14 protein-coding genes are annotated in these 13312 nt (G+C 43.1%); 11 read left to right on the top strand and 3 right to left on the bottom strand.

The features are described from left to right. Positions 1 to 209: 209 nt before the first annotated feature. The 4 genes from mreB to GHD25_RS15275 all read left to right on the top strand — a co-directional run bounded on the left by mreB (position 210) and on the right by GHD25_RS15275 (position 3597). A complete protein-coding gene (gene mreB / locus GHD25_RS15260) occupies positions 210 to 1211 on the top strand; it encodes a rod shape-determining protein (RefSeq protein ID WP_164218402.1) in 1002 nt (333 codons plus the stop codon). 256 nt (positions 1212 to 1467) lie between these two features. Then, on the top strand, positions 1468 to 2271 hold the full coding sequence (locus GHD25_RS15265) for a flagellar hook-basal body protein (protein ID WP_164218404.1): 804 nt from the start codon (positions 1468 to 1470) through the stop codon (positions 2269 to 2271). A gap of 16 nt (positions 2272 to 2287) precedes the next feature. Next, complete coding sequence (locus GHD25_RS15270; protein WP_164218406.1) at positions 2288 to 3118, top strand: flagellar hook-basal body protein; 831 nt, start codon at positions 2288 to 2290, stop codon at positions 3116 to 3118. 131 nt (positions 3119 to 3249) lie between these two features. Continuing rightward, on the top strand, positions 3250 to 3597 hold the full coding sequence (locus tag GHD25_RS15275; protein ID WP_164218408.1) for a DNA-directed RNA polymerase subunit beta: 348 nt from the start codon (positions 3250 to 3252) through the stop codon (positions 3595 to 3597). A gap of 216 nt (positions 3598 to 3813) precedes the next feature. Here the strand turns inward: GHD25_RS15275 and GHD25_RS15280 are convergent, their stop codons facing one another. Then, positions 3814 to 3957 carry a lmo0937 family membrane protein gene (locus GHD25_RS15280; protein ID WP_164218410.1) on the bottom strand — a complete coding sequence of 48 codons (144 nt, stop codon included), beginning with the start codon at positions 3955 to 3957 and terminating at the stop codon, positions 3814 to 3816. Positions 3958 to 4135: 178 nt separating this feature from the next. Between GHD25_RS15280 and fabZ the strand changes: the two genes are divergently transcribed. Together fabZ and GHD25_RS15290 are read left to right on the top strand one after the other, a co-directional pair. Next, positions 4136 to 4555: a 3-hydroxyacyl-ACP dehydratase FabZ gene (gene fabZ / locus GHD25_RS15285; RefSeq protein WP_164218412.1), complete on the top strand. Its 420-nt coding sequence runs from the start codon at positions 4136 to 4138 to the stop codon at positions 4553 to 4555. Positions 4556 to 4714: 159 nt separating this feature from the next. After that, a complete protein-coding gene (locus tag GHD25_RS15290; protein WP_164218414.1) occupies positions 4715 to 4996 on the top strand; it encodes a hypothetical protein in 282 nt (93 codons plus the stop codon). A gap of 175 nt (positions 4997 to 5171) precedes the next feature. Here the strand turns inward: GHD25_RS15290 and GHD25_RS15295 are convergent, their stop codons facing one another. Next, complete coding sequence (locus GHD25_RS15295; protein WP_164218416.1) at positions 5172 to 5360, bottom strand: YjfB family protein; 189 nt, start codon at positions 5358 to 5360, stop codon at positions 5172 to 5174. A 167-nt stretch (positions 5361 to 5527) separates the two neighbouring features. Between GHD25_RS15295 and GHD25_RS15300 the strand changes: the two genes are divergently transcribed. The 5 genes from GHD25_RS15300 (at position 5528) to GHD25_RS15320 (ending at position 12543) form a co-directional block, all read left to right on the top strand. Continuing rightward, positions 5528 to 6040 (top strand): competence protein ComK, encoded by a 513-nt coding sequence (locus tag GHD25_RS15300; RefSeq protein WP_164218418.1) that lies wholly within the window; start codon positions 5528 to 5530, stop codon positions 6038 to 6040. Positions 6041 to 6219: 179 nt separating this feature from the next. After that, entirely contained in the window at positions 6220 to 7065 is an 846-nt protein-coding gene (locus GHD25_RS15305; protein ID WP_164218419.1) for a TetR/AcrR family transcriptional regulator, read from the top strand. A gap of 84 nt (positions 7066 to 7149) precedes the next feature. After that, positions 7150 to 8013 (top strand): efflux RND transporter periplasmic adaptor subunit, encoded by an 864-nt coding sequence (locus GHD25_RS15310; RefSeq protein WP_164218421.1) that lies wholly within the window; start codon positions 7150 to 7152, stop codon positions 8011 to 8013. Positions 8014 to 8016: 3 nt separating this feature from the next. Further along, complete coding sequence (locus tag GHD25_RS15315; RefSeq protein ID WP_164218423.1) at positions 8017 to 11070, top strand: efflux RND transporter permease subunit; 3054 nt, start codon at positions 8017 to 8019, stop codon at positions 11068 to 11070. A 378-nt stretch (positions 11071 to 11448) separates the two neighbouring features. Then, positions 11449 to 12543, top strand: a complete 1095-nt coding sequence (locus GHD25_RS15320) for a mechanosensitive ion channel family protein (protein WP_164218426.1) — start codon at positions 11449 to 11451, stop codon at positions 12541 to 12543. Between the two features lie 229 nt (positions 12544 to 12772). Here GHD25_RS15320 and GHD25_RS15325 read toward each other — a convergent pair whose 3' ends face one another. Further along, positions 12773 to 13216 (bottom strand): threonine/serine exporter family protein, encoded by a 444-nt coding sequence (locus GHD25_RS15325; RefSeq protein WP_164218428.1) that lies wholly within the window; start codon positions 13214 to 13216, stop codon positions 12773 to 12775. Between the last annotated feature and the right edge of the window lie 96 nt (positions 13217 to 13312).

Raw genomic sequence — 13312 nt, forward strand, 5'->3', positions numbered from 1 at the left:
GACAAAAAAATAAAGCCATTATAAGGCTTTTGCGATTTTTATGATAGATTAAGTGTCAAACTCCCGTGTCACAATATGACCGCCAAAAGACAAATTTTCTGCAGAATTTTGGAGAAAGTGCAGTTAATTACAGGATTTTGTGGTAAAATATATTATTAGTGGCATTATGTCAAAATGTGAGAAAGTAATTATTAGGAGGATCCATACTCATGTTTTCTAGGGATATTGGAATCGACCTTGGAACTGCCAATGTGTTGATTCATGTTAAAGGAAAAGGCATTGTTTTAAATGAACCATCGGTCGTTGCCATGGATCGAAATACTGGAAAAGTATTGGAAGTCGGAGAAGCTGCACGCCGGATGGTTGGACGTACACCAGGAAACATTGAAGCTATTCGTCCGCTCAAGGATGGAGTAATTGCAGACTTTGATGTAACAGAAGCGATGTTAAAGCATTTTATTAATAAAATTAATGTAAGAGGATTTTTATCGAAACCGAGGATGCTTATTTGCTGCCCGACAAATATTACGAAGGTGGAGCAAAAAGCAATTAAAGAAGCTGCTGAAAAATCAGGCGGAAAGCGGGTTTATCTGGAAGAAGAACCAAAAGTTGCCGCGATCGGTTCCGGCATGGAAATCTTCCAGCCGAGCGGGAACATGGTTGTAGATATTGGTGGAGGAACCACAGACGTGGCTGTACTTTCCATGGGTGATATCGTGACCTCTGAATCGATAAAAATGGCCGGTGATAAGTTTGATGTGGACATTCTTCAATACATAAAGAAGAAGTACAAACTGCTCATTGGTGAACGTACGGCAGAAGCCATTAAGATCAATATAGCTACCGTATTCCAGGGCGCGCGAAAAGAAGAAATGGAAATACGCGGGCGTGACATGGTGTCCGGATTGCCGCGCACGATTACCATCTATTCGGAAGAAATTGAAGAGTCTTTACGGGAATCAGTCAATTTAATTGTACAGGCTGCCAAGTCGGTATTGGAGCGTACACCGCCTGAACTGTCTGCCGACATCATTGACCGCGGCGTGATTTTAACGGGCGGCGGAGCATTGACACACGGCATGGATCAGTTGTTGGCCGAGGAGCTGAAGGTTCCTGTATTTATCGCAGAAGAACCGATGAACTGTGTTGCCACAGGCACCGGGTTAATGCTGGAAAATATAGATAAGATCGAACGGAAAAAAGTTGTTTAAAGACGATTTTTTGCAGAGTTAGAAAATAGTTTGCCTGCCTGAATGCAAAGGTCTTTAACCTGAAGTGCAAAGGCTTTTGCTGAAGGGTTCTATCTCAAAAGCACAAAGAATTGTTAAAACGAACGCCGGGTGAAACGTGCTGGTATGCCCGGGAAATTTGCGCATGTAAAAAATCAATGAATGGGGTTCGCCTGACTTTTTGATTATATGCGCTTATACATAATATCTATTAAATTATGAAAAAGGGGGAATTCCCTTGTTACGAGGATTTTATACGGCAGCGAGCGGAATGATTGCTCAGCAGCGGCAGCAGGAAGCGTTGTCCAATAATATTGCCAACGCCAATACACCTGGGTATAAAGCAGACCAGGCGGCATTGCGGGCATTTCCGGAGATGCTTTTGCAGGAAATCGGCACAAAAAAAATACCAACCAGCCGCGGTTTGAGCTTGCCATTGCAAAACCCGGTCGGCTCTTTAAACACCGGAGTTTACGTGCAGGAAACAATCCCTGGTTTTATTCAGGGAGATATGAGGGAAACCGGCATAACAACAGATCTGGCACTCGTAAATGGGGTAATGCCTGATGAAGCCGGCAGTTTATTTTTCACAGTGCAGAATGAGGCGGGAGATGTCCGCTATACAAGAAATGGGAACTTTACCGTGGATGGCGCTGGTTTTTTGGTGACCAATCAAGGCTATTATGTGCTTGATGAAGAAGGGGATGCGATCCAGACAAACGGGATGGAGTTTCAAGTGAGCCGGGACGGTGTGCTTCAGCTTGAAGGTGAGGATATTGCCCTCGGCATTGCCTATACTGAAAATGCCAATGAACTTGTCAAAGAAGGCGATGATTTATTCAGCGGTGATGCAGGTGCAGTGCCTGATGATGCTGCTTATACAATCCAGCAGGGCTTTTTGGAACAATCCAATGTCGACGCTATGCAATCTATGACCCAGATGATGGAATCGTACCGCATGTTTGAAACGAACCAGCGCGTTCTGCGGGCATATGATGAAAGTTTGGGAAAAGCAGTTTCGGAAATTGGCCGGCTGGGGTAAGGGAGGAGTATAATATATGTCCAGATCAATGATACAGGCGGCGGTCACGATGAACCAGCTGCAAAATAAATTGGATTTAATCGGAAATAACCTGGCGAACAGTCAAACAACCGGGTATAAAAGCCGTGAAGCGGATTTTTCCTCCCTTTTGACACAGCAAATCAATAATGTTACACACCCGCAAAATGCGGAAGGGAGATTAACTCCGGATGGTGTAAGAATCGGATCAGGTGCCAGACTGGGTTCTGTGAATATGAACATGGCATTGGGTGCGATAAATGAAACAGGAAGAGAACTTGATGTTGCTCTCCTGCAGCCAAATTATTTTTTTCAGGTAGAGGTAACGGAAAATGGGAATACGGAAACCCGCTACACCCGGGACGGATCCTTTTACTTGAATCCGATAAATGATAATCAGGATGTCCTGCTGACCAATGGTGACGGGAATCCGGTGCTCGGCGAAAATGGCCCGATTATTATTGCAGAAGGGTTCGACTCTATAACAATTCAGCCAAATGGACAAATAACAGTTCAGCGCGGAAATGTAACAGAGGATGCCGGTAATATTACGATTACTGAAGTAGTCAGACCAAGGCTCTTGGAAGCGGCCGGAGAGAATAATTTTCGTTTGCCGGATACAGCAGAACTTGGGTTTGAATTAGATGAGATTCTGCAGGCACCAGCCGGTAATCAGGAGCTTTTGAAAAACGGTGCATTGGAGAATGCCAATGTGGATGTTGCTAAACAAATGTCTGACTTAATGCTGACACAGCGTGCATACCAGTTTAACTCCAGAACTATTTCCATGGGCGACCAGATGATGGGGCTTATCAATCAGCTTCGTTAAGTTCAGTTTTGGCACAGGGACTCCAGTTCAGTCAGTATAATGAATTCTAAACTGCTCCGGTGCCAAAAATCACAGCAATTCCGGGAGCAATAAGCCGGTTTTCTAATCAAGAAGTTTAAGGGGAAACAAACATGTCAACGAAACAAACAGGAAAAGCAGCGGAGGAAAAACAATCAAGACAAGTGTACAAGAAAGCCAGAAAAAAAGAGAATAAACGGCGGGAAAGCCGGGCATCGGAGGAAAAGGCCGCAAAAACACAAACAAGAAAACAGCGCAAAGAAAGACGGAATGCAAAAAAACCGAGAAGGCGTATCTTTCCGTTGTGGCTTCGCATTATTGTCGTCCTGATTCTGGCTGCCGGTGCACTTGTTGCAGGTTTAATGATTGGCTTTGGCGTGATTGGAGACGGAACGCCAACAGATATCCTTAAAGTTGAAACCTGGCAGCATATCATTGACATTGTAGTGGGAGACGCTTGATGGGAATCGGTTTGTAACGGTACTATCTGCAGGGGTGTCTTTCGAATTTCAGTTTTCTTCTTTGCGGAGAAATAGATTGAAATCGGTTGTACAGTTGAAGCCGGATAAATACAAACCAAGTCAAATAAAAAGCTGACCAACATTTTTTGTTGATCAGCTTTTTTAACAGCAGTTTATTCTGGAAAGCAGGATCATCTAGTCTTTTTAACAATCCGGTCATACTTTTCTGCCGGTCACCAAGCGAATGATTAACACAACCAATGCAATGACAAGTAAAATGTGAACAAGGTTTCCGGCAATTTCAAAGCTAAATCCAAGCAGCCACAAAACCAATAGAATGATTAATATGGTCCAAAGCATACAAAATCCTCCCTATGATGCTTATTTTGTTTATCTATAGCTGAAATGATAACTCATTGTGCCTTTTATATTCCTTTCTCCAGGATAAATCAAACCTATCTTTGCTATAATTAAGAGGATCAGTTCAAACGGAAAAGAGCAGGTTACAGAAAAATGTATATGACAAGGAGAGATGGATATGGATATTCAAGAGATTAAAGAAACGATTCCGCATCGTTATCCTTTTCTTTTAGTGGATAAGGTAACGGAAATGGAAGAAGGGAAACGGGTTGTCGGGATTAAAAATGTTACAGCCAACGAGCCTTTTTTTCAGGGGCATTTTCCTGAATACCCGGTGATGCCCGGAGTGTTAATTGTCGAGGCGCTTGCCCAGGTGGGAGCAATAGGTGTACTGGGGATGGAAGCCAATAAAGGAAAACTCGGCTTTTTGGCTGGACTGGACAAATGCAGATTCAAACAGCAGGTAAAACCGGGCGATCAACTGCAGCTGGAAGTGGAGATCACACGCATAAAAGGACCGATTGGAAAAGGCAAAGGCATTGCGACAGTAGACGGTAAAACCGCTTGTGAGGCTGAAATAACATTTGCGATTAAATAAGTATCGGACCATTAATTATATTTCCAACGACTTCACGGGGAATTAGATGAGCCCTCGTATTAGAAAGTTTTTCAAGAAAATAGCAAAATAAAGTATCACTTCTTTATAAATGGTTAAGCTAATGGCGATAGAATACATTATAAAGGAGGAAAATACACTATGAACAAAAAACTTTTGCTTAAATTGGGAATACCTTTCGTAGCACTATCCATCATTGCAGCCTGTGGTACTGACGATGGCAATGACCCGGCAGATGATGAAGCACCTTTAATTGAAGATGATGACGGGGCGCCATTGAACCCGGATGAGGATAATGAGGGCAACGGCGGCATGAACGATGAGCAGGATGATGCCGGTGAGATGACCGATGACCCTGAAGACCAGGACCTTGAGGAAGAGTTTGAGAACCAGGACGGCAACGGCGGTACTGGCAATCAATAAAAAACAAAAAGCAGAACAATACCTATACATAGGCATGTTCTGCTTTTTATTTGCAGGAAAACGTTGAATTTTTCATCACCCCGCGCATAAATAAACGATCCAACAATGTAACTGATATTCTCTCCCATAAAAAAATGCCCATAAGACGGCCTTATGAGCACTTCCAAATCTTTATTTACGCTTTGATATCAATCCGATTGCCTTTAGCAGGATGGACTGCGGCCGGATTCGCTTGATTCAGCATATCTATAAGCCGGGAACCATCCTGCTCCATGACTTTTTTTACATTGTTCATTACAGCCAAACCGGCCTCTGAGCGTACCTGCTGGTTGGACATGACTGCGGACAATGCTGCAATATCCATACAAACCCTCCATTTAAATGACTTCTGCCAATCATTATAACATAGGAAATGATAACCATTGCTGGAGGTTTAATGTTTATTTTTTCAAAAGATTGTTTCCTAATACAGTTAAAATATAGTAAAATAGTCCCATAAGGAGCCGGGAAAAATTTTGGGAGGGAACAGAGATGGGAAAAGGGTCAAATTTAGTATACACGATTACCTATCAAACAAAGGCTATTATGCATAAAGAATCTTCCTATTACCGTTCATGGATATTAGAAGGGGAAAGAGAACGATTTGTCTTACATAAACCGGAGAAAATCATTGAACATAATTGTCTGATCTATGGAACAACGATGGAAGGCAGAAAAACGGCAGTTCAAAGTATTTTAAAATCAGCAAGAAAATTGCCCATTCCCGTTAGTCCGGAGAAAGGCTTTTATATGATTCCGACAACCTCAACGAGGAAAAAGGATTGTGTGTGGCTGGCCTATCATCATATTAAATCCTATGAACAGCGGGATGATAAAACTTATATTTCATTTTACGATGGTACAGGGCTTTTCGTTAATATCTCGGAATTTGCGTTTGACATGCAGTATAAACGCACGAGCCAGGTCATCGTCCATTTGAACCGGCCGGTCATTTTCAGCAGAATAAACGTTATACCCCGCGGTCCTTCAGGAGGTACTTCATAATCAGGGGATTGTCACAATATATTGGTTGTAACACGTGCCTGAAAAGTGTAAGATGAAAAAGTGAGATAATAATAATTTTATGTGACTGACCGGTAAGTCACTATGATGCCGGGCGATATCCCTGCCGGATCTGTATTACATTTCCCGGTGCGGCTAAATAAAAAAAAACAGGTGGTATGATGAACGATAAACAAATGCAGCTGATCCAGGCTGGAATAAAATTATTTGCACGTAAAGGCTATTATCATACTTCCATTCAGGAAATTGCTGCAGAAGCAGGTGTTTCCAAGGGAAGTTTTTATATTTATTTTCAATCAAAGGAAGAGTTTATCGCGAAGGCTTTTCAGTATTTTTATAAGCAGCTTACGGAAAGGATGGAAAGGGTAAAGCAGGAAAACTTGCCTCCAAGAAAAATTTTAGCAAAGCAAATTACTGTGCTGATGGATTTCGTAGACAGTTATAAAGATTTTTTCAGAATGCATGTCAGGGAAAATATCTCCATTGGAGAAGATATTAATAGACTGATCCACGAGATCAAGGAATATAATTTTAACTGGATGGAAGAGATGATTCTTTCCATCTATGGCGAAAAGCAGCAGGGTAATTTGCTGCTGGATACAATTATCCAGTTTGATGGACTTCTTAATGCCTATTTTAAATGGGTTGTATTCAATGATGTGGAGGTGGATAAAACAAGGGCAGGTACATTTATCATCTCCCGGCTGGATGACGTAGTTTATGGAATGAACAGAAAGGCGGAAGAGCCCCTTGCCCATGCTGCTCGTCAAGAAATAGAAAAGCCGCTTGCCAATCTTTTAAATAAACTAGATCAGCTGACGATCAGCGATAACAAACGGAAGCAATTACAGGAAGCAGTTGCCGCACTGCAAACAGAAACGAATAAAGAAACGTATAATCCTGTAATTATCCAGGGACTGCTGGCGCATTTTTCACAGATGGAGGAATTACAGGAAGAGTGCAAACAGCTTGCAGAAATCTGGGATGTTGAATTACTTACATCCTGAAGCAAAAAAATGAAACATCACCCTGATGCAGTACGTATGAACAATAGGCTCATGATACATAGTTGAGAGGAGAACAAACGAAAAATGAAAAAATTGCTATGGAGTATGGCAGCTATTATGGTGGTCGTGTTTTTGGCTGCCTGTAATGAGGATAATGAGGAAACAGAAACAGAAGAAGAGGAGGAAAGGGTTGTTCCGGTCGAGATTGACGAAGCGGAAGAAGGCAGTTTAACCGCTGTGAACACCGTGTATGGGAGAACCGAACCAAACCAAACGACACCGGTAATGGCAGAAACGCCGGGAGAAATTGATACGCTGGAAGTGGAAAACGGGGATAGCGTAGAAGAGGATGATCTCATTGCGACCCTTGATACCCCGGCAGGATTGCAAAACATCAGAGCTGACCGGGAAGGGGGAATCACCAATCTGAATTTTTCAGAAGGAGATATGGTGACGAATGAAGAACCGTTCGCTGTCATTGCCGATTTTAAAACATTGAAAATAACAGCAGGCGTAACTTCAAAGGTTCTGGCACTTTTTGAAAAAGATGATACAGTAAACATTACTATAGATGGACAGGAAATTGAAGGGAACATTACTTCGGTTGGAAACATGCCGGATGATACCGGTTTATATCCTGTTGAAGCAGAAGTGGAAAATGATGACGATGACTTTTTACCTGGTATGGTTGCCAAAATTGCCGTGGATGAAACGCTTGTTTCAGATACGATTATTGTACCGACAGAGGCCGTGATGGAGGAGTCGGAGGAAACTTATGTCTATGTGGTGGTCGATGGGGAAGCAATCCGCAAGACAGTAACCGTTCAGGAAACACAATCAGAAAAAACAGCACTTGAAGGGGACATTGAAGCTGGAGATCAGGTAGTGACGGCCGGCCAGCTGACACTGACAGACGGCGCCCAGGTGAATGTGACGAAAGGGGAATAAACGTTGAAGCTAGTGAAAACATCCGTAAAACGTCCTGTTGGCGTGATCATGATTGTACTTGCCATTATTGCACTTGGCGTTGTCTCGTTTCGCAACCTGGCCGTTGATCTATTTCCGGATATTGAACTTCCAATAGCAGTAGTTGCCACATCCTATGAAGAAGCAGCGCCGCAGGATGTTGAAAATTTAATAAGCAGACCAATTGAATCTGCAGTCAGTACCGTAGAGGGAATTGAAATGGTTCAATCCCAGTCACAGCCGGGGTCTTCATTGGTTGTCATGATGTTTGACACAGATACCGATCTGGACCAGGCTTTACTGAATATCAGGGAAAGTGTGGATCAAGTATCAGGAATGCTGCCGGAGCAGGCCGGCGAACCGAATATTATGCGTTTTAATCCGGACCAGCTGCCGGTAATCTGGGTTGGCCTTACCGGAGACAATGCAGAAAATTTAACAGAAGTTGCCGATGATCAGGTTGTGCCTTTCTTTGAACGGCAGGAAGGGGTAGGTTCTGTCACGCTTGAAGGTGGCCGGGACAGGGAGATTCAACTTGTTCTCGACCAGTCCAGCCTGGATCAATATGGTGTTACCGCCCAAAATATTATTCAGGCTTTAAACAGTACGAACCAATCCGGCTCCGTGGGCACAGTGGAACGAGGAAATCAGGATCTGCAGCTTCGTGTTTCAGGAGAGTTTGACTCCATAGATGATATTAAACAAACGATTGTTCAAAATGAAGCGGGTACCGCCATTCACGTAGAGGATGTAGCTGAAGTACGGGACAGTTACAAGGAAGAGTCAAATGTCACATTAGTCAATGGTGAGCCCGCGCTTGTTCTATCTGTTTTAAAACAGACAGATGCCAATACCGTAAATGTAGCAACAACTATTCAGGAAAGTATGGAAGAAATCCAGGCAAATCTGCCGGCAGACGTAAATTTGGAAGTGATTATCGATACTTCTGAATTTATTCAGCTGTCCATTGATTCAGTAGTTCAAAATATTATAATCGGTGGAGCCATTTCCTTTTTTGTTCTGTTGTTATTTCTAAAAAGCCTTCGAGCTACATTTGTCATAGGATTATCTATTCCAATCGCAATTATTTCTGCGTTTGCCATGCTGTATTTTACCGGGGAAACGCTGAACATTCTGACCCTGGGTGGTCTGGCGCTTGGTATCGGGATGGTAGTGGACAGTTCGATCGTTATTCTTGAACATATATTTACGTACAGGCAGCGCGGCTATAGTTTAAAAGAAGCCGCAATCGAGGGGGCATCTGAATTAACGCCTGCGATAATTGCATCTACGACAACAACATTGGTTGTGTTTTTGCCGATTGTGTTCGTGGGAGGTATTGCTTCAGATTTATTTACACCACTGGCATTGGCAGTTTCCTTCTCGCTCATCGCCTCCCTGGTGGTGGCAATTACCCTTGTGCCCATGCTGTCATCAAAAATGCTCCGGAAAATTTATGGAGCTTCGGGGCGCCGCTATTGGTTTGACCGTCTGCTTGGATGGACTACAGGAAAATATAAGGGTATATTGAGGCGTGTGCTTAAATACAGAAAAACAACCATTGCCGGAACTATTTTGGCGATCATAGCCAGTCTGGCCCTTGTGCCAATGATTGGAGCTGAATTTATTCCGGCGGCAGACCAGGGACAAATGGAGATCCGGGTGGAAACCCGGCTGGGAAGCTCCCTGGAGTACACCGAGGGAATGGTGGAACAGGTAAATGAGAGACTGGAAGACTATGAATCATTTATAGAAACGAGTTTTGTAACCATTGGTTCTGCAGGCTTTGGCACCGGAAATCAGGCAACTTATACGATGCAGCTGATACCGGCAGGGGAGCGGGATCAATCGACGACAGAAATTGCCAGGGACATGGATGAGGATTTCCGGGATATCGCCGGAGCCGAAATTACCGTGAATTCCCTGGATGGCGGAATGGGTCTGGGGGACCCTATCCAGATTCAGGTAAGCGGTCCTGAGCATGAGGTAGTAAATGAGCTTTCAGAGCAGGTGATTGAAGAAATTTCACAGGTGGAAGGTATTTTTAACCCGGAATCATCCGCAACAGATGGCGTGCCGCAAATGAATATTCATGTGGACCATGATGCAGCTGCCATGTATGGATTAACCCAGGAACAGGTATTAAGCCAGGTCAGACTGCAATTCACCCAGCAAGTAGCAACCCAGTATCGGGAAGATGGTCAGGAAATGGATGTTTCCCTCATGTTTCCGAAGGGTGAAAGAAGCACGATTAATGACCTGCAGGATATGAATATCCAGACGCCGACCGGAACGGCTATTCCGCTTGCTGAGGTAGCAGAATTTGAAGAAACACTTGGACCGGTAGCATTATCACGGCAAAATCAGCAGCCGCAAATGAATATTTCAAGTGATATCGTAGACAGGGATCTCGGAAGCATTGTCAGTGATGTAGAGCAAGTACTGGATAATATGAGCTTGCCTGAAGGGTACAGCTTTGAAATGGGCGGCCAGGCACAGGATATGAATGAATCATTTACTGATTTGGCCATCGCGCTGGTTTTCTCGATATTTTTAGTATATGCTGTCATGGCAATACAATTTGAAAATTTCCTGTTTCCGTTTATTATTATGTTTGCTATGCCAACCAGTATAATTGGCGTGCTGCTTGGACTATTTGTTACAGGCATTCCGTTAAGCATTCCAGGCTTTATCGGGATTATCATGCTCGCCGGTATCGTCGTGAACAACTCGATCGTACTGGTGGATTACATCAATATTCTAAGGCGCAAAGGAAAAGAACGGTACGAAGCAATAGTGGAAGCCGGAGCAAGCAGGCTGCGTCCAATTTTAATGACAACATTGACAACGATCCTGGCCATGGTGCCGCTCGGCCTTGCCCTGGGAGAAGGTGCCGAGATGCAGCAGCCGCTGGCAGTGACAATCATCTTCGGACTGACAGTTTCAAGTATGTTCACTTTAATACTGATCCCGGTTATTTACAGCTTATTTGATGATTTGACAGCAAAAATTGTAAAAAGGAAGAATAAAAAGGCTTAAGAGCCGGAGCTCTTCACCTGTGGAAGGTGGGGAGCTTTTTTATTTAGTGATGGGAGCTGGCGGAAGGGGGCGGGTTTGGGAGAGAATCGGATGAAGTATGGTGCAACTTTAACAAGGTGCATGGTGGATGGAGCAATTTTTTGCATTTGAGGACAAGCTTTTTGTGATGCGGCAAGAATTGTGTATATTGTGCGATTTTATTCTTGTTTGGGGCAACATTCTGCACTTCCGGGTGAGTTTGAACGTAATAGATAATTTTAGTAGATCTTCCATATTTTCTAAACTACTGACTATTCGACACAGTGCATCACACGGTCATAATCATCGGGCGGAAAGAATACTTATGATGTACAGGCTGTTAATGGGGGTAGGTGCGGCATGTCCTGGGAAGCGTTAATTTCTCATGAATATTTGCTTGATTTCACAATATTACTGACAATACTGGTGCTGTTTTTCTTTTTGCGAAAATACATAACGAAATATGTATTTATATTTTTGTTAAAAATGGGAGGTAGGAAACTAAATGGTTTTTTTAACCAGCTGCATGCCTCATTTTCACTGCCGATTCAGGGGATTATTTTAATCGCCGGGGCGTATATTGCGGTTGGTTATTTTCCGTTTCTGGCACAATCGAACGATCTGCTGATTCATATACTTAAGTCGGGTGTCATTTTTATGATAAGCTGGGGACTATACAATCTTTCCTCATCCTCATCCGCCCTCTTTTCCAAAATAAATAAAAAATATCATATGAACATCGATGAGATTCTCATTCCCTTGTTTTCCCGGGCATTAAGGATTGTTATTATTGCCATTAGCTTCAGCATTATTGCACAAGAGTTCGGTTATGATGTGAATGGTTTTGTTGCAGGTTTAGGGATAGGCGGGCTCGCTTTTGCCCTGGCAGCCAAAGATGCCCTGGCAAATATGTTCGGCGGTATTATCATTATTACGGAGAAGCCTTTTACCATTGGGGATTGGATTTTAACGCCAAGTGTGGAAGGAACGGTGGAAGATATTTCGTTCAGGAGCACAAAAGTAAGGACATTTGCTCAAGCACTTGTTACGGTTCCAAATGCAACATTATCCAACGAGCCAATCACAAATTGGAGCAAAATGGGAAAAAGACAAATTACCTTTAATTTAACCCTTGCTTATGAAACGCCAAGGGAAAAAATAGAAACAATTGTAAGGCAGGTCGAATATTTGTTAAAAAATCATCCGGAAATTCATCCGGAAACCATTTTTGTGAATTTCGATGAATATAAAGAATATGGCGCAGATATCTTCTTATACTTTTTCACGAAAACAACAGATTGGGGAAAATATTTAACAGTAAAAGAAGAAATTAATTTGCATATCTATGATTTACTGGAAAGTGAAAACGTAACCATTGCCCTCCCTGCTCAAAGAATCCATATGGAAGAACAGAAACCGGCTGATGCGGGGATGTTCGAAAGACAAATCCAGTGAACAGGAATATTGCATGAGTGGTCTTACGGCAAAACCCGGGAAGTAAAAAATCTTAACGGCAGGCCGGGATTTAAGTGCAGTCCCCAGATCTTAACAGTGGAGCGAGTATGAAAGCTTTTACGGTGGGACATGTGCATGAAAGTTTCACTTCTTTACGCTGAGGCAAGCATTAAAGTACACTCACAAATTCTTGAGGAAGGGTGTGCATTACAATGGATCACATGTCCCTTTATGGTCCGAGCCACTCCCCGGTCTTTTTGATAACCTGATTTGCCACTTCGGCAAACATCAGACCAATCGCAATTCCGCCGGCCAAAAGCATCACCTGGGTGGAAAGCTGGACAGCTGCAGTATAATCATTTTCCACAAAATGCCGCATCGCATCATACGCGATCCCGCCGGGAACAAGCGGAATGATTCCGGAAACATTAAATATAATGACAGGTGTTTTAAATAATTTTGCGCATAACTGGCTCAGTACTGCAACAAGCATCGCAGCAAAAATGGTGGAAGGCACGACATCGAGACCTTCTTTTGTAAGGAAAAAATACAATATCCAGCCAAACATGCCGACAAGACCACATTGAATAAGTGCCTGCCTTGGCGCATTAAATAAAACACCGAACCCGGCTGCTGCAATAAAACTTGTAATTACATGGGTAAAAACAGTCATGAAAAACACCTCTTTTAGTGTGATGGGAAACGATGCGGGTTCATTATATTGCTGGAGCGTATTTAGTGGTCCATTCCCTTTGCGGGCCTGACTTAG

Origin of the sequence: Virgibacillus aidingensis (genome assembly GCF_010994035.1) — a bacterium.
Classification (GTDB): domain Bacteria; phylum Bacillota; class Bacilli; order Bacillales; family Amphibacillaceae; genus Virgibacillus_N.

What these genes read in the sequence shown, in the direction of transcription:
- GHD25_RS15295 (WP_164218416.1), bottom strand. Translation starts at nt 5,360, where the DNA reads ATGGATATTGCAGCATTGTCCGCAGTCATGTCCAACCAGCAGGTACGC.
- GHD25_RS15275 (WP_164218408.1), top strand. Translation starts at nt 3,250, where the DNA reads ATGTCAACGAAACAAACAGGAAAAGCAGCGGAGGAAAAACAATCAAGA.
- GHD25_RS15305 (WP_164218419.1), top strand. Translation starts at nt 6,220, where the DNA reads ATGAACGATAAACAAATGCAGCTGATCCAGGCTGGAATAAAATTATTT.
- GHD25_RS15290 (WP_164218414.1), top strand. Translation starts at nt 4,715, where the DNA reads ATGAACAAAAAACTTTTGCTTAAATTGGGAATACCTTTCGTAGCACTA.
- GHD25_RS15320 (WP_164218426.1), top strand. Translation starts at nt 11,449, where the DNA reads ATGTCCTGGGAAGCGTTAATTTCTCATGAATATTTGCTTGATTTCACA.
- GHD25_RS15270 (WP_164218406.1), top strand. Translation starts at nt 2,288, where the DNA reads ATGTCCAGATCAATGATACAGGCGGCGGTCACGATGAACCAGCTGCAA.
- fabZ (WP_164218412.1), top strand. Translation starts at nt 4,136, where the DNA reads ATGGATATTCAAGAGATTAAAGAAACGATTCCGCATCGTTATCCTTTT.
- GHD25_RS15325 (WP_164218428.1), bottom strand. Translation starts at nt 13,216, where the DNA reads ATGACTGTTTTTACCCATGTAATTACAAGTTTTATTGCAGCAGCCGGG.
- GHD25_RS15310 (WP_164218421.1), top strand. Translation starts at nt 7,150, where the DNA reads ATGAAAAAATTGCTATGGAGTATGGCAGCTATTATGGTGGTCGTGTTT.
- GHD25_RS15300 (WP_164218418.1), top strand. Translation starts at nt 5,528, where the DNA reads ATGGGAAAAGGGTCAAATTTAGTATACACGATTACCTATCAAACAAAG.
- GHD25_RS15280 (WP_164218410.1), bottom strand. Translation starts at nt 3,957, where the DNA reads ATGCTTTGGACCATATTAATCATTCTATTGGTTTTGTGGCTGCTTGGA.
- mreB (WP_164218402.1), top strand. Translation starts at nt 210, where the DNA reads ATGTTTTCTAGGGATATTGGAATCGACCTTGGAACTGCCAATGTGTTG.